At 64.5% G+C, this 22,835-nt stretch carries 21 protein-coding genes; 14 read left to right on the top strand and 7 right to left on the bottom strand.

Features of this window, described 5'->3' with window-relative positions; translation table 11 throughout:
- Window positions 1–14: 14 nt before the first annotated feature.
- The 4 genes from ACG2LG_RS17080 to rlmN all read left to right on the top strand — a co-directional run bounded on the left by ACG2LG_RS17080 (window position 15) and on the right by rlmN (window position 5,687).
- The gene (locus ACG2LG_RS17080) at window positions 15–1,949 is read left to right on the top strand and encodes a plasmid pRiA4b ORF-3 family protein (RefSeq protein ID WP_396261006.1); all 1,935 of its coding nucleotides are present in this window, start codon (window positions 15–17) and stop codon (window positions 1,947–1,949) included.
- Window positions 1,950–2,130: 181 nt separating this feature from the next.
- Complete coding sequence (locus ACG2LG_RS17075) at window positions 2,131–3,360, top strand: DNA cytosine methyltransferase (RefSeq protein ID WP_396261005.1); 1,230 nt, start codon at window positions 2,131–2,133, stop codon at window positions 3,358–3,360.
- 79 nt (window positions 3,361–3,439) lie between these two features.
- Complete coding sequence (locus ACG2LG_RS17070; protein WP_396261004.1) at window positions 3,440–4,549, top strand: hypothetical protein; 1,110 nt, start codon at window positions 3,440–3,442, stop codon at window positions 4,547–4,549.
- 40 nt (window positions 4,550–4,589) lie between these two features.
- Entirely contained in the window at window positions 4,590–5,687 is a 1,098-nt protein-coding gene (rlmN, locus tag ACG2LG_RS17065) for a 23S rRNA (adenine(2503)-C(2))-methyltransferase RlmN (protein WP_396261002.1), read from the top strand.
- Between the two features lie 13 nt (window positions 5,688–5,700).
- Here the strand turns inward: rlmN and ACG2LG_RS17060 are convergent, their stop codons facing one another.
- Together ACG2LG_RS17060 and ACG2LG_RS17055 are read right to left on the bottom strand one after the other, a co-directional pair.
- Complete coding sequence (locus tag ACG2LG_RS17060; RefSeq protein WP_396261001.1) at window positions 5,701–6,114, bottom strand: PIN domain-containing protein; 414 nt, start codon at window positions 6,112–6,114, stop codon at window positions 5,701–5,703.
- Window positions 6,104–6,322: a hypothetical protein gene (locus ACG2LG_RS17055; protein WP_396260999.1), complete on the bottom strand. Its 219-nt coding sequence runs from the start codon at window positions 6,320–6,322 to the stop codon at window positions 6,104–6,106. Before ACG2LG_RS17055 ends, ACG2LG_RS17060 begins: the two co-directional genes overlap by 11 nt.
- Window positions 6,323–6,411: 89 nt before the next feature.
- Between ACG2LG_RS17055 and ACG2LG_RS17050 the strand changes: the two genes are divergently transcribed.
- The 5 genes from ACG2LG_RS17050 (at window position 6,412) to ACG2LG_RS17030 (ending at window position 11,265) form a co-directional block, all read left to right on the top strand.
- Window positions 6,412–7,839, top strand: a complete 1,428-nt coding sequence (locus tag ACG2LG_RS17050; RefSeq protein WP_396260997.1) for a sulfatase — start codon at window positions 6,412–6,414, stop codon at window positions 7,837–7,839.
- 54 nt (window positions 7,840–7,893) lie between these two features.
- Window positions 7,894–8,304: a winged helix-turn-helix transcriptional regulator gene (locus ACG2LG_RS17045; protein ID WP_396260995.1), complete on the top strand. Its 411-nt coding sequence runs from the start codon at window positions 7,894–7,896 to the stop codon at window positions 8,302–8,304.
- A gap of 10 nt (window positions 8,305–8,314) precedes the next feature.
- A complete protein-coding gene (locus ACG2LG_RS17040) occupies window positions 8,315–8,872 on the top strand; it encodes a pyroglutamyl-peptidase I (RefSeq protein WP_396260993.1) in 558 nt (185 codons plus the stop codon).
- A 61-nt stretch (window positions 8,873–8,933) separates the two neighbouring features.
- The gene (locus ACG2LG_RS17035; RefSeq protein ID WP_396260991.1) at window positions 8,934–9,467 is read left to right on the top strand and encodes a hypothetical protein; all 534 of its coding nucleotides are present in this window, start codon (window positions 8,934–8,936) and stop codon (window positions 9,465–9,467) included.
- Between the two features lie 193 nt (window positions 9,468–9,660).
- A complete protein-coding gene (locus ACG2LG_RS17030; RefSeq protein WP_396260989.1) occupies window positions 9,661–11,265 on the top strand; it encodes a SpoIIE family protein phosphatase in 1,605 nt (534 codons plus the stop codon).
- 43 nt (window positions 11,266–11,308) lie between these two features.
- Here ACG2LG_RS17030 and ACG2LG_RS17025 read toward each other — a convergent pair whose 3' ends face one another.
- The 3 genes from ACG2LG_RS17025 to ACG2LG_RS17015 form a co-directional block, all read right to left on the bottom strand.
- Entirely contained in the window at window positions 11,309–11,845 is a 537-nt protein-coding gene (locus ACG2LG_RS17025; protein WP_396260987.1) for a flavoprotein, read from the bottom strand.
- The gene (gene gmk / locus ACG2LG_RS17020; RefSeq protein ID WP_396260985.1) at window positions 11,842–12,438 is read right to left on the bottom strand and encodes a guanylate kinase; all 597 of its coding nucleotides are present in this window, start codon (window positions 12,436–12,438) and stop codon (window positions 11,842–11,844) included. Before gmk ends, ACG2LG_RS17025 begins: the two co-directional genes overlap by 4 nt.
- Before the next feature lie 192 nt (window positions 12,439–12,630).
- The gene (locus ACG2LG_RS17015) at window positions 12,631–14,748 is read right to left on the bottom strand and encodes a M3 family metallopeptidase (protein WP_396260983.1); all 2,118 of its coding nucleotides are present in this window, start codon (window positions 14,746–14,748) and stop codon (window positions 12,631–12,633) included.
- A gap of 214 nt (window positions 14,749–14,962) precedes the next feature.
- Here ACG2LG_RS17015 and ACG2LG_RS17010 point away from each other — a divergent pair, with 214 nt between their 5' ends.
- Window positions 14,963–15,562 carry an NUDIX hydrolase gene (locus ACG2LG_RS17010; RefSeq protein ID WP_396260982.1) on the top strand — a complete coding sequence of 200 codons (600 nt, stop codon included), beginning with the start codon at window positions 14,963–14,965 and terminating at the stop codon, window positions 15,560–15,562.
- 180 nt (window positions 15,563–15,742) lie between these two features.
- Window positions 15,743–16,780 (top strand): DNA polymerase IV, encoded by a 1,038-nt coding sequence (gene dinB / locus ACG2LG_RS17005; protein ID WP_396260980.1) that lies wholly within the window; start codon window positions 15,743–15,745, stop codon window positions 16,778–16,780.
- 225 nt (window positions 16,781–17,005) lie between these two features.
- Here the strand turns inward: dinB and ACG2LG_RS17000 are convergent, their stop codons facing one another.
- A complete protein-coding gene (locus ACG2LG_RS17000; RefSeq protein WP_396260978.1) occupies window positions 17,006–17,419 on the bottom strand; it encodes a cytochrome b562 in 414 nt (137 codons plus the stop codon).
- A 345-nt stretch (window positions 17,420–17,764) separates the two neighbouring features.
- On the opposite strand from ACG2LG_RS17000, the gene ACG2LG_RS16995 reads away from it, so the two are divergent.
- From ACG2LG_RS16995 to ACG2LG_RS16985, 3 genes are all read left to right on the top strand, one after another.
- Complete coding sequence (locus tag ACG2LG_RS16995; RefSeq protein ID WP_396260976.1) at window positions 17,765–18,988, top strand: hypothetical protein; 1,224 nt, start codon at window positions 17,765–17,767, stop codon at window positions 18,986–18,988.
- A 91-nt stretch (window positions 18,989–19,079) separates the two neighbouring features.
- Entirely contained in the window at window positions 19,080–19,829 is a 750-nt protein-coding gene (locus ACG2LG_RS16990; RefSeq protein WP_396260974.1) for a DUF1080 domain-containing protein, read from the top strand.
- Between the two features lie 68 nt (window positions 19,830–19,897).
- On the top strand, window positions 19,898–20,995 hold the full coding sequence (locus tag ACG2LG_RS16985; protein WP_396260972.1) for an alkene reductase: 1,098 nt from the start codon (window positions 19,898–19,900) through the stop codon (window positions 20,993–20,995).
- A 33-nt stretch (window positions 20,996–21,028) separates the two neighbouring features.
- Here ACG2LG_RS16985 and ACG2LG_RS16980 read toward each other — a convergent pair whose 3' ends face one another.
- Window positions 21,029–22,831, bottom strand: a complete 1,803-nt coding sequence (locus tag ACG2LG_RS16980; RefSeq protein ID WP_396260970.1) for an OPT family oligopeptide transporter — start codon at window positions 22,829–22,831, stop codon at window positions 21,029–21,031.
- Window positions 22,832–22,835: the final 4 nt, after the last annotated feature.

The raw sequence follows: 22,835 nt of genomic DNA, 5'->3' as shown, positions 1-22,835 counted from the left end.
ATTTCCCCGCCCGCATGATCTTCGACCTGCCGCTTCCCCACGCCCCGGACTCCGATGGCGAACCCGTCGTCGCCGCGCTGCCCGATCCCCTCCTCGAGCAACTCTTCGCCGCCGCCGCCGAAACCCTGAAGGCCCGGCCTTGGGAAAAACTCCACGACACCGACTGGTTCGTCATCGTCGATCCCGACACCGGCGCGACCCACATCGTCGCCATCATGGGCGCGGCCCGGCAGTTCTACGCCGTCCAGGTTTACCTCCCCGACGAAGGCATCCGCTTCTGGAACGACTTCATCCACAACGGTGCCCCGAACACCCAACTCGGCCAATACCGCCAGCGCATGGTCTCCTGCGAGTTCGTCGCCTTCAACACGGACGATCTCGACGAGACCGACATGGACCGCAACGACACCTTCGTCGATCCCGATTTCGAGCCCGATCATCTCGACTCCTTCCTCTTCCGCGCCACCCACCCCGGCTGCGTCAACTGGCATCCCGATGAAAGCGAGGCCCGCTGGATCCTCGACGCCCTCCGCCTGGTCCCCCGTTTCCTGAAGCAGTGGAAAAAGCTGCCCCACAAATGCTATCAGCACGAGCCCGGCGACCTCATGCCGTGGATCCCATGCTACCGGCTTCCGGAAAACAAGGACCGCGCCCGCGCCGCCGACTGGGAGCTCACCACCATCCGCTTCCCCGAGGTCGATGCACCCGACACCTATCTCACCGACGAACTCTTCCCCGCCCGCCTCGACGCCTTTCCGATCCAGAAAGACGAGACCTGGCAGATCGGCAACAACTACTTCGGCAAGGCCGTCTTCATCGGAGGCCGCCCCACCTGGCTCATGCTCCACGCCATCGCCAGTGAAACCACCGGCTTCGCCCTCGGCGCGCAACTCCTCCCCTGCACCGAGCCCATCGAAGTTGGCCTCCGCAAGTGCCTGCTCAAGGCCGCCTCCGAGACCGGCCACCTGCCCGCCACCCTGAAGGTCCGCTCGCCCCTCGCCGACAAGGTCTTCAGCGGCATCCCGCGCCTGAAGACCGCCCTCCAAGATGACCTGCCACAACTCGACGAAGTCCTCGGCGGCCTCACCCACCAGCACGATCTCCTCGCGGAAGACCATCCCCTCAACCAGCTCTCCGAAGAGGCTCTCGAGAAATTCGATGCCATCATGGCCGGGCTGCCATCACCCGACCAAGTCACCCCGAAAGAATTGACCGACCTCATGGAGCGGATTGCCCAAGTCGAAGGCGGCGGCGATTTCCTCCAGGGAGTGCTCGGCAACCTCGGCGCAGCCCATCAGGACTCGACCCCAGGCAAGGCCGGAAAGCTCGATGACCATCCCGACCTCTTCGCACACACCGCGCTCGTCCAAGGACCGAAACCCGGCAAATCCAAGTTGGCGAAACGCGGCACGGGAGATACCGGCGAACGCTTCATCTTCCGCATCGACCTCGAACGCATCCGCCCTCCCATCTGGCGACGCCTCAGCATCCCCACCGACGCCACCTTCGAAGACCTGCATTTCGCCATCCAGGTCCTCTTCGACTGGGACGACGACCACCTTCACTCCTTCATGAAACGCCAGGCCCGCCGCCTCATTCACAGCATCGGCCCCGACCCCGAAAACGACGAGCTTCCCGAAGACCGCACGCCGCTCAAGGACATCTTCACCCGCAAGGGCACCAAGCTGCACTACATCTACGACTTCGGTGACAACTGGACCCATCTCATCCAGCTCGAAGACAAGGTGAAATCCCAGCCCGGCGAGTCGGGTCCCGCCTGCCTCGCCGGCCGCGGCATCGCCCCGCCGGAAGACTGCGGCGGCATCCGGGGGTTCATGGACCTCCTCAATCCCGACTCCGGATATGCCGAGGACATCGGGTGGGAGCCCGAGGAAATCCAGCGCCTCCGCGAAGGGAAATTCGATCCCAAAAGCATCCGCTTCCGCTAACCGCCCATACGCCCCGTGCTCCCCGCCCTCACCGGACTTTCCCGCGACGACCTCACCGCCCTCATGGCGGGGTTGGGTTTGGAAAACGACTGCTTCGGGAACAGGTTTGTGCCTGGAATTGCCACCTGCTTCAGGAAAATAAATCGTTGATGCGCCTCCTTTATTCTGTTCACTTGAACTCATGCCCCGCCGAACCTTGATCAGCCTCTTCAGCGGTGCCGGCGGTCTCGATTTGGGACTGGAGGCCGCCGGATTCGACACCAAGGTGGCCGTGGAGTTCGACGCGGCATGTGTGGAAACACTCCGTCAGAACCGCGATTGGCCGGTCATCCACTCCGACATCCACGCAGTAACCAATCAAGCCCTTCTGAAAACGGCTGGACTGCGGGAAGGTGAGGCCGACCTGCTGGCAGGTGGACCGCCGTGCCAGCCTTTCTCAAAGTCCGGCTACTGGGCGAGTGGAGACGCGAAACGCCTTCGCGATCCGCGAGCCACGACCTTGGATGCCTACCTCCGGATTCTCGAAGCAGCCAAGCCGAAGGCCTTCCTTTTGGAGAACGTGAGTGGTCTTGCTTACCGAGGGAAATCGGAAGGTCTCGATTACCTGCTCCGTTCCATCGATGCCATCAACAACCGTACGGGACTGAATTACGGAGTCGAGGTTCTCCAGCTGAATGCCGCCCATTTCGGAGTTCCCCAGATTCGCGAGAGGGTGTTCCTCGTGGGATCACGCGAAGGAGAAAGCTTTGGCTCCTTGGCCGCCACGCACCAGCTCCCGGACGATTCTCAGTGCGATGCTTTGCTGGATTCGGCCTTTACCGCCTGGGACGCGATCGGAGATCTGGAAGATGACGATTCCCCGGACCTCGCCGTAAAGGGCAAGTGGGCGGATCTTCTGCCATCGATCCCCGAGGGCATGAACTACCTCCACCACACCGATCGAGGCGAAGGTCTGCCCCTTTTCGGCTGGCGGCGGCGCTTTTGGAATTTCCTGCTCAAGCTGTCCAAGGACAAGCCATCTTGGACACTGACGGCTCAGCCTGGACCCGCAACCGGTCCGTTCCATTGGAAAAATCGCCACCTGTCCTCGCAGGAACTTGCCAGACTCCAGACCTTCCCAAGGGACTACCAAATCCTGGGCAATCGAGTCGTCGCACAAAAGCAGGTCGGCAATGCGGTCCCCTCGGCGCTCGCCGAAAAGTTGGGCCAGGAATTGAGGTCCCGCTTCCTGGGAGATACCCTCCGTTCCGGTGGGGCTCTCACCTTGCTGCCAAAAAGATCCTCGAAAAGAGCACACCCGGAGCCCGTAAAACGCGTTCCACGCAAATACTACGAACTCAAGGGAGATCACGAAGCGCATCCAGGAACCGGACTCGGGTACGGAGCCGTGCAGCGAATGAAGTCCGCCTGAGGCATCTCCCTCCGAAATCATGAGCGATTTCAGGCGCTACTCGGTGTCCAAGTCCGCCAAGCAGCCCTTGGTTGATTTCATGACCAAGGCTCTTGAGGCGAGTGGATGTCGCATCATCCGCGCCTCCGAGGCCGACCATGCTCCCTTCAAGATCACCTTCGAAACACGACAAGGAGAGCGAGCCGGGATCATCGCCTACGCCTTCTTTGCGAATGCGAAGCTCACCCGCAACCGGCCGGAGGACGAACATCGATTCCAAGTGAAATACGGGGCAAAGGACGGGCAGCTCCATCAGCTATGGCAAGATCCATTTGGTCTCTACACGACCCTTTTTCTCGGAATCAATCCCGAGGCAGGCTTCTTCGTTGCGGCCGATCCTGTGCTACACAGCCCGACCAGGATGTTCATCTCCATCGAGTTCAAGGAGGAGCACGCCCGCTTGGTTCTTCGCGACGGATGGCATTTCTGGGAACGTGAGAAATCGAGCAAAGGCTACGACTCCCCTGTCGAGACGATGGTGGGCGGGACTCCCGATCGCTTTCTCGACTACGTTCGTTTCGAACAAGCGGCACTCGGCCTTGATCAGGGTCACCGCTATCTCCTCGCTGAACGCTTCTCGCAAGGTTCTCGCCTCACCCCCTCCACAATCCCCACGCTTTCTGCAACCCCGGCCGGACCTCATCTACACGCGTTGTCGGAAGAGTTCGAAATGACAGCAGGTCAAATCCTCTCGCTCATCGAATCGGCACCCATGCTCAAAATGGCCGTTCGGGGTTGGGTCGCGGAGTCGCACCTCGAAACCGAACTGAGAAGTGTCCCGGGAATTCGTGAGGTGATCCGGCTTGAGTCGGCCGGCAAACCCGATTTTGAACTCAAGCTCGAACGCGGTCCGAGGGTTCTCGTCGAATGCAAGAATGTCCTCAGGAAACGGATGGCCGACGGAACGATCCGTGTTGATTTTCAGAAAACCCGGGCTTCCAAAGCAGATCCATGCTCGCGCTACTACCGGCCGGCGGATTTCGACGTGCTCGCCGCATGCCTGCACCCGGCGACGGAAAACTGGGAGTTTCGCTACAGACTGACCCGCGACATGCCGCAGCACCGCAAATGCCCCCTCCGCTTGGACAACAGGGTTCGAGTCGGAGCGGACTGGTTCCCGACCTTTCCCGAAGTCATCACGGCACTTTGATCTCGTTCCAGCGGAGTTCGAGATTGGAGCTTCCTTCCCCATGCTCCACCCTCCCCACGTGCTTCCCGCCCTCACCGGACTTTCCAAGGACGACCTCACCGCCCTGATGGCGGAATGGGGGCAACCCGCGTTCCGGGCCGGGCAGATCCTCGACTGGGTGTGGAAAAAGCAGGTCGGCTCGATCGACGAGATGACCAACCTGCCCACCTCGCTGCGGGAAAAACTTGCCGAAACCCACCGGCTTCACGCCCTCGAGCACAGCCAGACCCAGGGCAGCGGCGACACCACCCGCAAGTTCCTCTTCAAGCTCCACGACGGCCGCTACGTCGAAAGCGTCCTCATCCCAGCCAACCCGGCCCTCTACGGCGAGCGCTCCGACCGCCGCACGCTGTGCGTCTCGTCCCAGGTCGGCTGCGCCTACGGCTGCAAGTTCTGCGCCTCCGGCCTGGCCGGCTTTTCCCGCAACCTCGACCCCGCCGAAATCGCCGGCCAGGTGCTCGCCGCCGAACAACTCTCCGGCGAGCGCGTCGACAACCTCGTCTTCATGGGCATGGGCGAGCCCTTCGCCAATTTCGACAAGCTGATGGCTGCGATCGAGATCATCACCGCCGAGTGGGGCCTTCACCTCGGGGCCCGGCACCTGACGATTTCCACCTCCGGCCTCGTCCCGCAGATCCGCAAGCTCGCCGATCATCCGCAGCAGATCCGGCTGGCGATCTCGCTTCATGGCGCCACCGACGAGGTCCGCGAGCGGATCATGCCGGTGAACAAGAAGTGGAACACCGAGAAGCTCTTCGAGGCGCTCGACTACTGGAACGCCCACAAGAAGCAGCACCTGACGCTCGAGTACATTCTCATCAAGGACGTCAACGACGAGCTTGAACAGGCGCGCATCCTCGCCGGTCACGCCCGGCGGCTGCGGGCCAAGGTGAACCTCATCCCCTACAACACCGTCGAGGGTCTCGACTGGGTCCGCCCGTCGGAAACCCGCTGCAAGGCCTTCCGCGACATCCTGAAAAACGCCGGCGTCTCCGCCACCCTGCGCCTTGAAAAGGGCCACGACATCGACGCCGCCTGCGGCCAGCTCCGCCTCAAACAGGAGACCGAAGAAGGCATCATCGAGGCGCCGGTGAAGTAGACAGCCGGATCCGTCAGCGAAACGGATTCAGAATCCGCAGCGGCCCGATCCCGCGCTCGTGCTGGAGGTCTTCGGAATAGAGAACCGGTGCCCCGGATTCGAGCGCCGAGGCCACGACGAGTGAGTCGTAGAATCGATACCGGGTGAGCTCACGGATCTTGAGCGCCGCCTCCCAGATCGACGGAGTCGGGTAAACCGCGCAATGAGGCACCAGCAGCAGCTCGAGAAGATCGCTCAAATAGGGCTGATCCAGGGGCCTCTCAAAACGGTGGAGCGCCACCGAGCAGAACTCCTGCACCACCTGCCAACTGATCGCCCACGGCGCTTCGTCCGCCATCAGTTCGCGCGCCCGCGCCTGCTTGCCCGGGTTCTCCGGGTCGAAGGCATACACCAACACGTTGGTATCCAGGAAATACTCAGCGCTCATTCATCTCATCCCGCGTGAAGGGCCCTCCTGCCTTGTATTTCCCCGCATCCTCCATCAGTCGGGAAATCCGTTCGCGCCGCTCGTCGCGACGGGCAAGATCCGCCAGCCATTCCCGGAACAGGGCATTCAGCGTGGTGTGCCGCCGCCGGGCCTCCTCGCGCGCCTCGGCAATCAGGCGCTCGTCCGCACTGAGGGTGATGTTCTTCATAGCACGAAAGTAGTGCGCACATGATTCGTGATCAAGAATTTCCGCCGCCTTGCCGGCATCCATCAGCCCCGTAGGCTACCACCACGCCCATGATCCCCCGACTCCTCCTCGTCGCCCTGCTCGCTGCCCTCGCGGCGGCATCCGGTGCCCGGCCCAACCTCGTGCTCATCGTCGCCGACGACTGCACCTACCTCGACATGGAGGTCTACGGCGGCCAGGCGAAGACCCCCCACCTCAAGAAGCTGGCTTCCGAGGGGATGACCTTCAGCCGCTGCTTTCAGGCGGCGCCGATGTGCTCGCCGACCCGCCACAACCTCTACACCGGCATCTACCCGGTGAAATCCGGCGCCTGGCCGAACCACACCGCGGTTTATCCGGGGACGAAATCCATCGCCCATCACCTGCAGGCCGCCGGCTACCGCACCGCACTTTCCGGGAAGACCCACATCGGCCCGAAAGCCTCGTTCCCCTTCGAATACTCGTCGGATTTCGCCCAGGACGGCCCCGACACCCGAGCCCTCTACCCGAAGATCCGGAACCTCCTCACGGAGTCGAAGCAATCCGGCACCCCCTTCTGCCTCATCGCCTGTTCGAAGGAGCCCCACAGCCCGTGGGACAAGGGCGATGCCTCGGCCTACCCGCCAGCCGGACTGAAGCTCCCGCCGAACTGGGTCGACACCCCGGAAACCCGCGCCGCCTATGCCGACTATCTCGCCGAGGTCACCTACTTCGATTGGCAATGCGGGCGGCTTCTCGCCCTGCTCGATGAGTTCGGCCTCCGCGACAACACGCTGGTTGTCGTCCTCTCCGAGCAGGGCTCGTCCTTTCCCTTCGCCAAGTGGACCTGCTACGAGATGGGGCTCGCCTCCGGCCTGATCGCCCGCTGGCCGGGCAAGGTGGGAGCCGGCTCGAAAACCGACGCGATGGTCGAGTACGTCGATGTCACCCCGACCTTCCTCGACGCCGCCGGGGTCGAGGCCCCCGGAAACCTCGACGGCCGGTCCTTCCTGCCCGTCCTCAGGGGTGAAACCGACACCCACAAGCAATTCACCTACGGCCTCCACACCACCCGCGGCATCATCAACGGCTCCGAAGCCTTCGGCATCCGCTCGATCGGCACCGCCACCCACCGTTACATCTGGAATCTCCACCCGGAGACCAGCTTCACCAACGCCGTCACCGGGAAATATCAGGCCGGATGGTGGGGGAGTTGGACCGAAAAGGCGGAGTCCGGCGACGAACAGGCCCGGGCTCTGGTCCACCACTACCAGCACCGACCCGCCGAGGAACTCTACAACATCGTCGAGGACCCCCACTGCACCCGCAATCTGATCGACAACCCCGACCTCGCCGAGCTGCGCAAGGACCTTCGCCGCCGCCTCGAGGCATGGATGGCAAGCCAAGGCGACAAGGGAGATGAGACCGAACGCCTCGCCCTGACCCGGATGCCGCGCCACAAGGATCGCAGCGGACGCCCGAGAACCAGCGATTCGCCCCGAACGAAGAACCCGCAATGAAATTTGCATCTTATTTACTTTTAATAAACAAGTAATATTACTTGCTATTAACAAGTGAACCGCTATGCTCAGGGCATGGTTGAACGGCGGAGAACCTGCCCCCTGGCGTGTGCGCTCGACCTTTTCGGAGACCGCTGGACCCTGGTGCTGGCCGACCAACTGATGTCAGGACCCTCACGCTTCAAGGACTTCGTGGCCCGTGCGGACGGAATTCCCACCAACATTCTCACCGAACGGCTGAATCGCCTCGTCGAGACGGGGATTGCCGAGAAAGTTCCGGTGGCCGAAGGTTCCAGGCGGCAGGCCTACCGGCTCACGGAGAAGGGCACGGCCCTCCGCCCGGTCCTGGCCTCCATCCGCCGCTGGCAACGCGACTGGGACAAGGCCCCGGAAGCACCGCCGGAGCCCGTCCCCCCGGCCGGCCCATTCTTCGAAGAACCCGAGCACTTCGCCGACCTCGGCTGATGCCTCACCCATGCCCTCGCCTGCTCCGCTCCTGATCACCGCCTTCGGCCCCTTCGGCGGCCGCACGGTCAACGCCTCCGCACTGGCACTCCGCGGTCTCCGGCAGACCGACCGGTCTTTTAATTACCGCATTCTGCCGGTGGACCAGTTCGAGGGGCCGCGGCGGCTGCGCGATGCGGTGCGGCGCCTCGCCCCCCGGGCCCTGCTGCTGCTGGGGGAGGCGGCCGGGGCGGGAGGCATCCGGCTGGAGACGCGGGCGTGGAACAAACTCGATTTTTCCATCCCCGACATCGCGGGCCGCCAGCCCCGGGGCCGCCCGATCGATGCCACGGCCCCGGCGACGATCTCGACCCCGGTGGATGTCCGCCGACTGCGGCAAACCCTCAGCCGGGCCGGTCATCCGGTGGAGCTCTCCAAGGATCCCGGCCGCTACCTCTGCAACCAGATCTACTTCACCGCCCTCCACCAGGCCGCAATCCCGGCGATTTTCGTCCATCTGCCGCTTGAGGAACGATTCCCCACGGCCCGGGCGGTGGAGGCGATCCGGATCATCGCCGCCGCGCTGTGACGGTGTCGTCGCAGCCCGGAGACTGCTTGTCCTCTCGCGCCATGGCGTTCAGCCTCAGGTCATGATCCGCTTCACGCTCATCGCCCTGCTCGCCGCCGGTCTGTTCTCATCCTGCGCCACCTGCTGGTCCGGCGGCATCCCGCTGCGTCCCAGCGAGGAGGCCGCGCTCCAGGGCGCGGTGCGCGATTTCGGCGACACCTCGAAGGCGGTGGTTTATCGCGGGCTGGCCCACCCCGAGGCCGACACGGCCCGCTACGAAAAACAGGTCAAGGCCGGAGGCTGGGTCGAGTTCGAGGACTTCAAGTTCTTCAAGGAACCCGTCGACGTCCCGCGCCGGACGATCGACCAGGTGCTCTCGCTCTACGCCCAACCCGGCTCCCACCAGGCATGGGGACCGAAGGAACTGTGCCCGGGATTCCACCCCGACTACGCCATCGTCTGGTCGGACCGCGGCACCCGCCGCGTGCTCCAGTTGTGCTACGGTTGCCACGAGTGGAAATTCTTCGGACCCGGCGGGATGCTGCTGACCGACATCTCGGAGGAAGCCTACTTCGGACCGCTCACGACCGAGTGGCTGGAGAAGGAAGGTCGCTAGCCGCAATGGCACTTCCCCAAATGTGTGTTCGCGAGCCGAGGTGGTTCAGGGCAGTCCTTCGACCTTCAGACCGGGGCACTCGTCAAGAGAAGTGCCATTTTCGCCAGCCGCCCCAACGTGCGCGGTTCACCCATCCTGCTTCGACGCGGGAAACGGATTGCCCCGGAGCCCGGTGGCTGCTTGATTCAGGGGTATGACGCCGTCCAACGATGGCAGTGACATGGCGGATGTCGACGGGAGTCGGCTGGAGCTGGCGCTGCGAGCTTCCAATGAAGGCATCTGGGACTGGTGGACGGACAAGCGCGAGATCTACTACTCGCGCCGGATCCTCGAGTTCCTGGAATGCGGCGATCGCCGCGCCCCGAACTTCTTCCTCGCTCCCCACGAGTCGATCCACGAGGAGGACCGCGAGGAATTCGCCGCCGCCCTCGGCAGCGCGCTCGACCCGGGTGGACCGGAGTATCTGGCCATCGACAGCCGGGTCCACACCGGCAGCGATGGATGGATCTGGCTGCGCATCCGCGGCAGCGTCGTCCGCGACCGCACCGGCCACGCGACCCGCATCGCCGGGTCGATGATCGACATTTCCCGCCGCAAGGCGGCCGAAGCCCAGATCGAGGAGGAGCGCCACGTCCTCAGCACGCTCATCGAGCACGTTCCGCTGCAGATCTATTTCAAGGACACCGAATCCCGCTTCGTGATCGTCAACCAGCAGATGGCCGAGTGGAACGGCATGGCCGGGCCGGAGAAGATCATCGGCAAGCACGACCGCGACCTCTTCGCCGAAGCCCACTGGAAGGAGGCCTTCGAAGACGAGCAGGCGATCATCCGGTCGGGCGAAGCGATCACCGGCAAGATCGAGCACGAGGTCCGCGACGACGAACGCGGTGACACCTGGGTGATGACTTCCAAGTTTCCGTGGCGCGACCGCAAGGGCCGGATCAAGGGCACCTTCGGCGTTTCCAGCGACGTCACCGACCTGGTGCTCGCCCAGAAGCAGGCGGCCGAGCTCGCCGCCGAGCTCGCGCTGCGGAACCAGACCTACGAGGAGGAAGTGCAACTCGCCCGCGAGATCCAGCAGGCCCTGGCGTCGTCCGCCTTCCCGATGGTCAGGCACCACCGCGGCAATCTCCACTTCGGCTCGCGCTACCTGCCGATTTCCGGCCTGGCCGGCGATTTCTTCGAGGTCGTCCAGGTCGGCAGAACGGGAGTCGGCCTGCTGATCTGCGACGTCATGGGCCACGGTGTCCGCGCCGCCCTGGTCGTCGCCATGCTGCGGGGCTTGCTGGAGAAGCAGCGGCGCGACGCCGGCCGACCCGGGCGCTTCCTCAAGGGGCTCAACGACGGCCTGAGCGCCATCCTCCAGCGGGCCGATGCCACGATGTTCGCCACCGCCTTTTATGCCCTGATCGACCTGGAGAAGGGGGTCGTCCGCTACGCCTGCGCCGGGCATCCCGGGGCGATCATTTCCGGCCCCTCGGGCGTGCGGCAGCTTTCCTGCGAGCGAGACCAGCGGGGTCCGGGTCTCGGCATCATGCCCAAGGCGGAGTTTCCGGAGAACGAGGTGCCCCTGCGGGAGGTCGACCGCCTGCTGCTCTTCACCGACGGCATTCTCGAAGCGGAGGACCACACCGGCGAGGCCTTCTTCGAGAAGAGACTGATGGACGTCGTCGCCGAGCGCTCCGAGGAACCCCTCGAGGAGATGCTCGACGGCATCATCGCGAGCGTCCTCGAGTTCGCCGAGGGCGAGCACTTTGATGACGACGTCTGCCTGCTGGCGACCGAGTTGCCGAAGTGAGGCGATCAAAGAGCCGCCCGCCACAGGCAGGCGATTCCAAGCTTCAGGCCTTCAGACCCTGAACCGCCGCCACGATGTCGGCCACTTCGGCCATCCGGCCGAGGCCTTCGTAGCCGCAGGCGAGCTGTCCCGCCGCCGGACCGACGAAGCGGCAGCCGTCCTGCGTGAGTTGAGCGACGTTGCGCTGCGTCGCCGGGTGCTCCCACATCTTGCCGTTCATCGCCGGTGCCAGTACGACAGGCGTCGTACGTGGCAGCGCGAGATACACCGAGCCCAGGGAATCCGGTGCCATGCCGTTGGCCAGGTTTGCCAGCGTGTTGGCGCTCGCCGGGGCGACCAGAAACAGGTCGGCCTCGTCGGCCAGCTCGATGTGGCCCGGCTTCCACGAGCTTTTCTCGTCCTCCAGCCCGAGCAGCACCGGCCGCCGGGTCAGCGTCTGCAGCGTCAGGGGCGTGATGAACTCGGTCGCCGCCGCCGTCATCACCACGTTCACTTCGTGGCCGGCCTTGACCAGTTGCGAGGCCAGCTCCGCTGCCTTGTAGGCGGCGATCGAGCCGCTGATGCCGAGGACGATGTTCATGGGTTCCGCAGGCGTGAAATTCTCATCCGCTCCGCCACCAGGAGCGACTTGAACTGGGCGTAGTCCTCCTCGCGGGTGGCCGAGACGAGGCGGTAGCTGTAGTCGCTCCAGTGCGACATTTCCTCGATCGCATTGCGCAGCCGCAGCTGGATCACCTCCTCGCTGTCGGTGGCACGACCGCGCAGGCGGGCTTCCAGCTCGCGCTCGTCGGGAGGCATCACGAACAAGTCGACCAGCGCTCCCCGAATCACCGGATCCTCGATCGCCCGCACCTGGGCGGCACCCTGGACGTCGATGTCCATCACCACGTCGATGCCCTCCGCCAGGCGGTCGACCACCTCGCTGCGCAGCGTGCCATAGAAGTTCCCGTGCACCTCGGCGTGCTCGATGAAGTCGCCCGCGGCGATCCGGCGCTCGAAATCCTCGCGCTTGAGAAAATGATACTCGCTGCCGTCGCGCTCGCCCTCTCGCGGCGCGCGGGTGGTGCAGGAAACCGAAAACTCCGCCTCGCCCTCGGATTCCAGCCGCCGGCAGAGTGTGGATTTCCCCGAACCCGAAGGACCCGAAACGAGAAACAGAATCCCGGTGCGCATGAGGAAAGGGTGGGAAGGCGGCGTGCCATGAGCAAGCCAAAGCTCGTGAGGACCGCACGACGAGGTCGCGCAGCGAGGAACCTTGCCGGACCTTTCTTCAGCGAATGGGCGTCGTCCTCGGGCGCTTCCTGCCCGGGTGATGAGCACAAACGCCGCGGGTTGGCACCCGTGGCTATGCGCCACCCGGAACCGTCATGCCATCATCGCTCCCGCCAGCCCGGAGCGCTCGAGCAAAGGCTCGAGCTGCGGATCCCGGCCCATGAACCGGCGGAACGACTCGTCCACCGGTCGTGAGTTGCCTTTCGACAGCACATGCTCACGGAACTCGAGGCCGACCTGCTCGGACATCACGCCGTGGTCGCGGAACTTGGTGAAGGCGTCGGCATCGAGCACCTCCGCCCACTTGTAGGAATAATAGCCCGCCGCGTATCCGGTCGGCGAGCTGAACAGGTGGCTGAATCGCCGCGCCATGCTCGGCGTCTTGGTCTTCAGTTCGACCTGGTAGCCCCTCAGGATCTCCTTGTCGACCTCGTCGAGGTCGCGGCCCTTGTATTTCGCGTGGTGGACGTGCAGTTCGAGGTCGAGCTTGCCGAGGGCGAGCTGTCGCATGAAGACGGTGGCGCTCATGTAGTTCCGCGCCGCGAGCATGCGCTCGAAAAGCTCGTCGGGGATCGGCTCGCCGGTCTCGTGATGACGGGCGAAGAGGTTCAACGATTCGCGGTCCCAGCAGAAGTTCTCCATGATCTGCGACGGCAGCTCGACGAAGTCCCACGGCACGCTGGTCCCCGCCAGCGAGCGCACCGGCACGTCACTCAACAGCCCGTGCAGCAGGTGGCCGAACTCGTGAAAGATGGTTTCGACCTCGCGATGGGTCAGCAGCGCCGGCTTGCCGTCCACCGGCGGGCTCATGTTGCCGGTGATCAGGCCCAGATGCGGCTTGCGTTCTCCGCCCGCCACCGGCGGCAGGCCGGTCTCGAGGCAGTTCATCCACGCCCCGCCGCGCTTCTCCTCGCGCGGATGCCAGTCGGCGTAGAACGACCCCAGGTGATCCCCGCTCCGCCCATCCCGCAGGTCGTAGAACTTCACGTCCTCACTCCACACCTCCGGGCGGTCGTCGGCGCCGTCCGGTCGGCCACCCCGTTCATAGTAGACCGATTCGCGTTCCTCGATGCGGATCCCGAAAAGCCTGGAGCACAGCTCGAAGAGGCCGGACATCACCCGGTCGACCGGAAAATACGGGCGCAGCACCTCGTCATCGAGGTTGAACTCCTCCTGGCGCCGCTTCTCCGCCCAGTAGGCCGTCTCCCAGGGCTCCATCGGCTCCTGCGGATCCCCGCCCGTCTTCGACGCCTTGAACTCCCGCAACTCGCGGTAGTCCTGCTCAAACTGCGCCTCGATCCGGTCGTGCAGGTCCTCGACGAAACCCAGCGCCTTCGCCCCGTCGCCCGCCATCCGGCGCTGCAGCGCGAGGTCGGCGAAATTCTTCTTCCCGAGGATATCCGCCTTCTCCTGGCGCAGCTCGAGGATCTTCGCGATCAACTTGGTGTTGTCCCAGTCGCCCTTCGCGCCCACCTCGATCGACCCCTCCCACACCTCGCGCCGCAGGGCGTCGTCGGCGGCGTGCTGCATCACCGGATACATCGACGGAAACTGCAGCGTGAACCGCCATGCCGGCTTGTCGTCGGTCGCCACGCCCTTGGCCCTGGCGTTGGCGAGCGCCGCCGCCTTGGCCGACTCCGGCAGGCCGGCCAGCCGGGACTCGTCCTCGACCACCAGCTCCCAGTCGTTGGTCGAATCGAGCACGTTCTCACCGAAGCGCTGGGTCAGCTTCGAGAGCTCGGCCTGCACCTCCGCCAGCCGCTCCTTTTTCGCCGGCGGCAGCTCGGCACCCGCCTGGATGAAATCGAGCATCGTTTCCTCGACGAACCGCTTCTCGACCGGCTCCAACTCATCGGCGGCCGCCGACGATCCAAAGGCATGCAGCACCGACCATAGCGCATCGTTCAGCGGGATCGAGGAATGGAAGTCCGACACCGCCGGGAGCATCTCGTTGAGCGCCTCGCGCTGCTCGGGGTAGTCGCCCACCGAGTCGAGGTGCTGCAGCCGGCCCCAGCCGCGGTCGAGCAGCTCCGTCGCCTCCTCCAGCGCGGCGAAGGTCGACTCGTAGGTGGCCCGGGCCGGGTCCTGATCGCAGATGGCCTGGATGCCCGCCTTCGCCACCTCCAGCGCGTGGGCGATGTCGTCGCGGATGGACTCGGCGGTCAGGGTCGACCACTTGACCTCGAAATCGTCGGCAAGAAACGGATGCATGGGCCTTTCCTAGGTCATCCCCGCCCGATTGAAACCGGAAATTCCCGGCATTCCCTCAACCGCGGCCCGCCATGGATCGGGGAGCAGGATGGATGGGATGGGTTCCAGAATCAAACATGCGAATCCTGATCCATTCGAGATCCCGTGCATCCTCTTCCATCAAGTGCATCAAGCGACCCTTTCCCAAAACCCCGCTTCCTGTGAAGATCCCCCCATGCCGCACGACCTCCTCGCCCTGAGCCGCGAAATCAAGGGCATCGCCGAGACCGGGCTGCGCTATGGCGACAACGAATTCGACCGCCAGCGCTACCAGCGCCTCCACGCAATCGCCAGCGAACTGCTTGCCAGCGAGTTGCCGGGATTCCGCTGGCCGGTGGAATTCGGCTACCCGACCCCGAAGCTCGATGCCCGCGCGGCGGTGATCGAGGACGGCCGCATCCTGATGGTCCGCGAGGCCTGCAACGGCCTCTGGACCCTGCCCGGCGGCTGGATGGATGCCGGCCACACACCGACCCAGAACGTCCTCCGCGAGATCGAGGAGGAAAGCGGCTACCGCGCCGAAATCGTCAAGCTCGCCGGGGTCTGGGACAAGGCCTGCCACAACCACCCGCCCGAGCCCGAATACAGCTACAAGATGATCTTCCTGTGCCGCCTGCTCGGCGGCGAACCGGCGCCCGACCACGAAATCCTCGAGGTCGGCTGGTTCACCCCCGAAGACCTTCCCGAGATGTGTCCCGACCGCGCCTCGCCCGACTACGTCCACCTCGCCTTCCGCCACCACGCCGACCCCTCCCTGCCGACCGAAGTCGACTAGCCGGTGGAAGCGGCGGGCCTGCAGGATCTCCGTTGCTCGATGAACGTGATCGATCAGGATGAACGAGATGGATCTTCAGAATCAACAATCCAAAACCTGATCCGGTCCGGATCCCATCCATCCTGATTCATCCCATCCATCCTGCCAAAACCCCTTCCGACTCCGCCTCCCGTCGGCCCCATGCGCACCATCCTCCACATCGACATGGACTGCTTCTATGCAGCCATCGAGGAACGCGACCATCCCGAGCTTCGCGGCAAGCCGGTCGGGGTCGGCGGACGCTCGCGGCGCGGGGTGCTGACCACCGCCAACTACGAGGCCCGCAAGTACGGCTGTCATAGTGCCATGCCGGTCTTCAAGGCGCTCGAGAAGTGCCCGCACCTCGTCATCGTCCCGGTGCGCTTCGACGTCTATCGCGCCGAGTCGGCCCGCATCCGCGCCATCTTCGGGCGCTTCACCGAAACCATCGAACCGCTTTCGCTCGACGAGGCCTACCTCGACGTCTCCCACCTCAAGTCCTCCGGCGCCGCCGTCGCCCGCGAGATCCGCGCCCAGATCCGCGAGGAGACCGGCCTCACCGCCTCGGCCGGCATCGGCCCCAACAAGCTGGCCGCCAAGATCGCCAGCGACTGGAACAAGCCCGACGGCCAGAAGGAGGTGAAGGCCGACGAGATCGACGCCTTCCTCCGCGATCTGCCCGTGGGCAAGCTGTGGGGAATCGGTCCGAAAATGAAGGCACGCCTCGCCCAGCTCCAGATCCACACCTGCGGCGAACTGCGCCGGCTCGACAAGATCGAGCTCGCCCGCCGCTTCGGCTCGTGGGGGCTCGAGCTCTACGAGCTTTCCCGCGGCATCGACCGGCGCGAGGTTCGCACCGAACGCATCCGCAAGTCGCTCTCCAGCGAGAACACCTTCTCCGAGAACGTCGAAACCCTCGCCGCCCTCAGGCCGCTGATGCTCGGCCAGCTCGAGGGCATCCGCGAGGATCTGGTGAGAAAGCACGCCGACCGCGCGATCCGCTCGCTGGTGGTGAAGCTCAAGTTCGCCGACTTCACCCGCACCACCGCCGAGCGCGCCCATCCCTCACTCGAGCCATCCATCTACGAGGAGCTCCTCGCCGAGGCCTGGAAGCGCGGCGGCAACCGCCCGGTCCGCCTGCTCGGTGTCGGCGTCCGCTTCCGCGACCCCGAGGAAAAGCAGCAGCTGGACCTCTTCTGAACGCCCGCCACTGCAGTTCGTAGTCCCCCCTTCAGGGGGTCTTCCGTCGTGTTCTTGAGGCGGGAGTCGCCGGACCCTTCGTTGGACCCCCTGAAGGGGGAACTACGAACCCAACCCGCCCACCGTAAGGGCAATCCCGGCCCCAAATCCCAAAAAAGCCCGGACCGCTCACACGGCCCGGGCTCTCCAAAAACGAATGCGGCGCGAGGGCGCACCGCCTCCAGATCACTCGTCCTCCATGAACTCGTCGTGGCCCTTCTTCTTCGATTCGCGGAGCGGGGTGATGAGCTCCTTCACCTTGTCCAGGTCCTCGGCGAGAAAGGCGGTCTCGATTTCGCAAAGCACCACCAGCAGCTGGGCGGTCTGCATGCGGTAGGAGGCCATCGCCTTCTCCTTGCCCGCCGGGTGACCGCCCTTCTCGACAAACTCCGGAGTCATCGAAAAGGCCTTCGCCACCGCGGCCTGGGCCTCGCGGGCGAGCTTGGCGCCCTCGGCCGCGTCGTCCGTGCGGCGCATCGCCTTGTAGGCATCGTTGAGAATCTCCATTTGCTCCGCGAGTGGCGTGTCGTCCGCCTGCGCGGGGGCAGGAGCAAGCACCACCAGACCGAGAGCCATTGCCGGAATCAGAAGCATTTTCATACGGCGTCGATACAGCCCATCCCGTGCCGACCTGTCAACTTGTCGGTGAGTCCGGCATCAAGAATGCGCCAGGCCCCGATAATACGCAGGCAATGACCCGTGGCCAACTTCCTGGTAACGAGCGCGGTGGTTGATCTCGCCGGCGCGTGAACAAAGCACCGCCGACTACCTGAAGGACTTCGGACTCCCGCCGCGGATTCCGGAAAGGCGTGCCTGCCGTCGGCCGCAAATCCTGACTTGGACAACGGCGATCCCTCGGGGTAAGCAATGTCACCCCTCCCGACCGCCGGATCTTCACCCGCTGTGCATGCGAACGAAGGCCACCCGGGACGAACTCCCCCCACCATGGCCATCACCCGCAAGAACCTCGGAGGTCTCGAGCATCTCGACACCAGGCTTTACCTGCTGCTCGCCTTCCTCGGTGTTGCGATACTCCGGGCCTACCTGCTCCTTTCGGTCTATCACGATCCGTCGGTCTATCACACCAGCACCCGGCTCGATGTCGTGCTGCACAGTCACTTCGCATTCGGGATGCTGGAAGGCGAGTTCTTCCACTACGATGTCAATGGAGTGGATATCGAGTACTCACCCGTGCTCCCGGTTCTCGTGGGCTTGATTGCCATTCCCCTCCATTTTTTCGGTGTCCCGGAACTCCACGCAACATTCCTGTCCGTCTCGATCCTCATGGGGCTCACCTCCCTCGGCCTGCTGCTCCAGTTGTCCCAGTACAACTTGTCGCGGCTCGCCATTCTTTTCATCGTGATCCTGAACCCGATCGACACGATAGGGGTGCTTCCATGGGGTGGTTTTTCGATGACCCTGAGCGCGGGGCTGACGGCCTTCGCCATCTACTTCCACCGCCGGCATCAGGAGGAGGAGGGAAACCGGTTCCTGTGGCTGTGCATCGCGAGCATGATGCTGTCCGCTTCGATCCACCGGACCGGCCTGCTGGTGCAGGCATCCGTCCTGATGGTGTTGATCGTCGGCCAGCTGGCAAACCGGGAGCGGCGGAAGGTCCGGCGCCGCGAATGGATGGTGATCGCCGGATGCCTCGCCCTGCTCGTTCCCCTGTTCCTCGGCAGGGTCCTGCCGCTGATCCAGGCCACACCGGTCCTCGCGGGCAATGGCTTGTTGGAGAAGTTCGGCTTCGTCTTCCTGGTTCTCCCCATTCGCTTCACCCTGGTGTTTGCCGTGCTGTGCGCCATCGGCTTCATGATCCGGCTCCGGCAGCTGAGCTCGCAGACGACACCTCTCAGCTTGCGCTATCCATCAACGTCCCGGATCCGACTGGACGTCATCTATCTCTGCGTCGGTCTGATGTTCTACGTGATGCCGCTCAAGGATATCGAGCTCAGCACCCGGTTCTTCGCCTTCTTCCACGGGGTCATCTACTACTTCTTCTGCTACTCCTTCAAAATGTTCAACCGCCCTTCGATCCGAACAAGATGGTACAATACCGCGCTCGTCGGCATCCTCGTCTTCTGCGGATTGTGCATCTCGACGAGAAACATCCTGCATCACTCTCAGTCGCTCATGATCTTCTTCAGGGACACCCTGGGCTTGGCTTGAAGACGGGCCGCAGGCGGAATGCGCGGCGTCCCGGGGTCCGTGGAACCTGCGCCATTGATCATTCCGCCAGCCCGGCGACAATGGGGGCGACATGAAAGCCGTATTTCTTTTCCCGCTGATTCCCGCGCTGGCCATCGCGGCGGAAACCCTCCCGCTCTTCAATGGCAAGGACCTCGACGGCTGGACCCTGGACGTGCCCGCCCGCGACAAGATGGCCGCTGCGGACGAGGTCGAGATCAAGGACGGCATCATCACCTTCGACACCCGCAAGGTCGCGTGGTGGCAGGCGAACCCACCAAGCTTCATCGTCCGCGACGGCCTGCTGGTGAGCCTGGGCAAACCCGGCGGGCACCTGGTCACCGAGAAGGAGTTCTCCAACTACGAACTCGTCGTCGAATACCGCTTCTCGAAGGACCCCGGCAACTGCGGCGTGCTGGTCCACGCCTCGACGCCGCGCCGCCTCTACGACATGTTTCCGCAATCGGTGGAGGTGCAGATGATGCACAAGAATGCCGGCGACTTCTGGTGCATCGGTGAGAACATCGAGGTGCCCGACATGGAAAGCCGCCGCCCGCGCAAGGACGAGAACCAGAAGTTCGGTGGCGACGCCAAGGACGCCCGGCGCATCGTCAAGCTCACCGACGGCGCCGAAAAGCCGCTGGGCGAATGGAACACGATGAAGATCGTGTGCAAGGGCGACGAAATCATCGTCCACGTGAACGGCACGCTCGTGAACCACGGCCACCACAGCACCGCCACTTCCGGAAAGATCGCGCTCCAGGCCGAAGGGGCGGAGGTCGAGTTCCGCAAGGTCGAGCTGACTCCGTTGGACGGGGACTGAGCGGGGTTTGCACTCCACATCTCCCCTTGCACTCCACCGGATCGGTCGCAGCTTCGATCCCATCCACCATGAGCACCTCGAAACTTCTCCAGCCCTATTCCCTGCACGATCTTTCCTTGAGCAACCGCATCGCGATGGCGCCGATGACCCGCGCCCGTGCCGGCAAGGAGCGTGTGGCCAATGCCCTGATGGCCGAATACTACGCCCAGCGTGCGTCGGCCGGCTTGATCATCACCGAGGCGACCGTGGTTTCCGAGCAGGGGATCGGCTGGCTCGACTCGCCGGGGATCTACACCGATGAAATGACGGAAGGCTGGAAGCTGACGACCGACGCCGTTCACGCGAAGGGCGGCAAGGTCTTCCTCCAGCTCTGGCACACCGGTCGGGCGTCGCACAGCAGCTTCCACGGAGGCGAGCTCCCGGTGTCGGCCTCGGCCGTGAAGCTCGAGGGCGACGGCATTCACACCGCCGGGGGCAAGGTTCCCTACGAAACACCGCGGGCCCTGGAGACCGATGAACTTCCCGGCATCGTCGCCGACTACCGTCGCGCCGCCGAGCGGGCGAAGGAGGCGGGCTTCGATGGGATCGAGGTCCACTCGGCCAACGGCTACCTGCTCGATCAGTTCCTGCAGTCGAAGACGAACCATCGCACCGACTCATACGGCGGCAGCATCGAAAACCGCTACCGCCTGCTCGACGAGGTGGTGCGGGCCGTCACCGAAGTCTGGCCGGCCAACCGGGTCGGCGTGCGGCTGGCACCCAACGGCGCGTTCAATGACATGGGTTCGCCCGACTATCGTGAGCAGTTCTCGCATGCCGCGAAGCAGCTCGACCGCTTCGGGCTCGCCTACCTTCACGTCATGGACGGCCTCGCCTTCGGCTTCCACGAGCTGGGCGAACCGATGACGCTGGAGGAATTTCGCGCGCTCTTTTCCGGCCCGCTCATGGGCAACTGTGGCTACGACAAGGAGTCGGCCGAAAAGGCGGTCGCCGACGGCCATGCCGACATGATCGCGATCGGTCGCCCCTACCTCAGCAACCCGGACCTGGTCGAGCGTTTCGCCGCGGGCGCCGGGCTGAACCCCGAATCCGACATGTCGACTTGGTATTCCCCCGCCGGCGCCGAGGGCTACACCGACTTCCCGACGCTGGCGGAGGCCGGGTGATCGGATCGGCTCTTCCGACCAAACCGATCTCCGTCAGCCTCCCCCACCGAGGATGGCGATCAGGGCGAGGAAGACGCCCGACAGGCTCTCGCCGGCGATGATGCCCGAGGCGGCGATGATCATGAAACGGCTGCTCCAGTCCGGAGCAATCTTGCCGGCGACCAGCGCCACCATCGATCCGAAGAACAGCGAGAACGAGGTGCTGGGCGCGATGACAAAGGACAGACCGACGCTCGGCCCGCTCGGCACCCAGGCACGGCCCTTCTCCGGCAGGACCTTCTCGAGCACCGCCAGCACGATGCCCACCAGGGCGCCGACGATCATCGCGTTGACGGCCCCGGGTGGCAGCGCATCGAGGCCCTTCATGAACAACTCGGCGACGGATTTCCAGGCAGCGACGCTGGGAGCGGGCCACTCCGCGGTGAGCAACTGCCTTGCGGGATCCGGCACCAGGATCAAGTAGCCGGCGCAGCCGACCAGCGATCCGGCCAACACGCCGAAGATCTGGGCGAGGTACTGCGGTCGGGGATCGGCGCCGAGCATCTTGCCGGTCTTGAGGTCATGCATCATGTCGGCGCACAGCGCCGCAGACCCTCCGGTGACGTTGGCTGCCATCAGGTTTGACGAAGGTTGGGCGGGCGCGATCAGGGCGAAGGTGAGCTGGGTCACCTTTCCCATGGCGGTGACGGGGGTGACGTTGACCTCGCCCGAGACGCGGGCGGCGACCAGCGCGAGGAGGAAGGTCAGCATCACGCCGAAGGTCGCCACCCATGGCTCGATCCCGAAGAACAGGGTCTGCAGGATCACCGACAAGGCGGTCACGCACACCAGCGCCGTGATGAACCATTTTTTCGGGAGCACCTCGGAACCGGCCTCGGCGGCCGGCGCGTCGGAGCGGGCCGGCAGAATCGCGCCGACGATCGACTTCCACGAAAAGGCGAAGGAGGTCAGGGACGACGCGACCATCAGCGCGACACCCGGCCAGATCAGCCACTTGAGTCCCTGGCCGTACCAGACTTCGTCCGCGCCGCCGGGCTTCACCCAGCCGGCCTCGAACACATACGGCGCGAGAACCGCCCACGAGGTGATCGAGCCGATCAGCACCGAGATGCCGACCCGCGGGCCAACCAGCGCACCGACGCCGTACATCATCAGCGTCGGCTCGATGGCGAAGCCGAGGTTGGACGACGAGAAGCCGCCCAGGCCGGCCTTCTCGAGACCGCCGCCGGGCTGCGCCTTGAACCAGCCGGGGATCGGTGCCTTGGGCAGGTTCTTGAAATGCTCGATGCCCTTGATCACCGCAGCGAACAGCGCGGTGCCGCCGAGCAGTTGCAGCCGGACCATCGCGTGCCGGCCGTGGTTGTAGATCTCCTGGATCGTCTTGCCGGTGGCGAAGCCGCTGGGGAACGGGAGCTTTTCGACGTCGATCAATTGCTTGCGCAGCCCGATCGAGACGACGACGCCGACCATGCAGACCGAGAAGGTCCAGATCACCAGCGCGCCCCAGGAGAGCGTCTGGCCCGTGATCATCGTGAGGGCGGGGATGGGGGCGACGAGGCCGGCGGCGGAGATCGACGCGGCGGCGGAGGCGGCCGTCTGGCTGATGTTGGTTTCGAGGATCGAGAGACCTTGGCAACGACCGCTGAGCTGAAGCAGCCGCCACAGGCCGAAGGCCAGCAGCGCGGCGGTGAGGGACATGCCGATCCCCCAGCCGATCTTGAGGCCGACGTAGAGGTTGCACAGCGAAAGGATGCCCCCGAAGAGCATGCCGGTGATCACCGCACGCCAGGTGAACTGCGCAACGGGCGGCGATTTCGGAGAGCTTGGGTCGGCCATGGTC

It is taken from the genome of Haloferula sp. A504 (assembly GCF_044385805.1).
Classification (GTDB): Bacteria; Verrucomicrobiota; Verrucomicrobiia; order Verrucomicrobiales; family Akkermansiaceae; genus Haloferula.
The sequence above is the reverse complement of the archived record's forward strand: the minus strand, read 5'-3'. Positions and strand labels throughout refer to the sequence as shown.

Excerpts from the sequence above, each read along its gene's own strand:
- ACG2LG_RS17040 (WP_396260993.1), top strand. The coding sequence starts at position 8,315 with ATGCCCTCGCCTGCTCCGCTCCTGATCACCGCCTTCGGCCCCTTCGGC.
- ACG2LG_RS17010 (WP_396260982.1), top strand. The coding sequence starts at position 14,963 with ATGCCGCACGACCTCCTCGCCCTGAGCCGCGAAATCAAGGGCATCGCC.
- ACG2LG_RS16980 (WP_396260970.1), bottom strand. The coding sequence starts at position 22,831 with ATGGCCGACCCAAGCTCTCCGAAATCGCCGCCCGTTGCGCAGTTCACC.
- ACG2LG_RS16985 (WP_396260972.1), top strand. The coding sequence starts at position 19,898 with ATGAGCACCTCGAAACTTCTCCAGCCCTATTCCCTGCACGATCTTTCC.
- rlmN (WP_396261002.1), top strand. The coding sequence starts at position 4,590 with ATGCTCCACCCTCCCCACGTGCTTCCCGCCCTCACCGGACTTTCCAAG.
- ACG2LG_RS16995 (WP_396260976.1), top strand. The coding sequence starts at position 17,765 with ATGGCCATCACCCGCAAGAACCTCGGAGGTCTCGAGCATCTCGACACC.
- ACG2LG_RS17050 (WP_396260997.1), top strand. The coding sequence starts at position 6,412 with ATGATCCCCCGACTCCTCCTCGTCGCCCTGCTCGCTGCCCTCGCGGCG.
- ACG2LG_RS17030 (WP_396260989.1), top strand. The coding sequence starts at position 9,661 with ATGACGCCGTCCAACGATGGCAGTGACATGGCGGATGTCGACGGGAGT.
- ACG2LG_RS17080 (WP_396261006.1), top strand. The coding sequence starts at position 15 with ATGATCTTCGACCTGCCGCTTCCCCACGCCCCGGACTCCGATGGCGAA.
- ACG2LG_RS17025 (WP_396260987.1), bottom strand. The coding sequence starts at position 11,845 with ATGAACATCGTCCTCGGCATCAGCGGCTCGATCGCCGCCTACAAGGCA.
- gmk (WP_396260985.1), bottom strand. The coding sequence starts at position 12,438 with ATGCGCACCGGGATTCTGTTTCTCGTTTCGGGTCCTTCGGGTTCGGGG.
- ACG2LG_RS17070 (WP_396261004.1), top strand. The coding sequence starts at position 3,440 with ATGACCAAGGCTCTTGAGGCGAGTGGATGTCGCATCATCCGCGCCTCC.
- ACG2LG_RS17000 (WP_396260978.1), bottom strand. The coding sequence starts at position 17,419 with ATGAAAATGCTTCTGATTCCGGCAATGGCTCTCGGTCTGGTGGTGCTT.
- dinB (WP_396260980.1), top strand. The coding sequence starts at position 15,743 with ATGCGCACCATCCTCCACATCGACATGGACTGCTTCTATGCAGCCATC.
- ACG2LG_RS17075 (WP_396261005.1), top strand. The coding sequence starts at position 2,131 with ATGCCCCGCCGAACCTTGATCAGCCTCTTCAGCGGTGCCGGCGGTCTC.
- ACG2LG_RS17035 (WP_396260991.1), top strand. The coding sequence starts at position 8,934 with ATGATCCGCTTCACGCTCATCGCCCTGCTCGCCGCCGGTCTGTTCTCA.
- ACG2LG_RS16990 (WP_396260974.1), top strand. The coding sequence starts at position 19,080 with ATGAAAGCCGTATTTCTTTTCCCGCTGATTCCCGCGCTGGCCATCGCG.
- ACG2LG_RS17060 (WP_396261001.1), bottom strand. The coding sequence starts at position 6,114 with ATGAGCGCTGAGTATTTCCTGGATACCAACGTGTTGGTGTATGCCTTC.
- ACG2LG_RS17055 (WP_396260999.1), bottom strand. The coding sequence starts at position 6,322 with ATGAAGAACATCACCCTCAGTGCGGACGAGCGCCTGATTGCCGAGGCG.
- ACG2LG_RS17015 (WP_396260983.1), bottom strand. The coding sequence starts at position 14,748 with ATGCATCCGTTTCTTGCCGACGATTTCGAGGTCAAGTGGTCGACCCTG.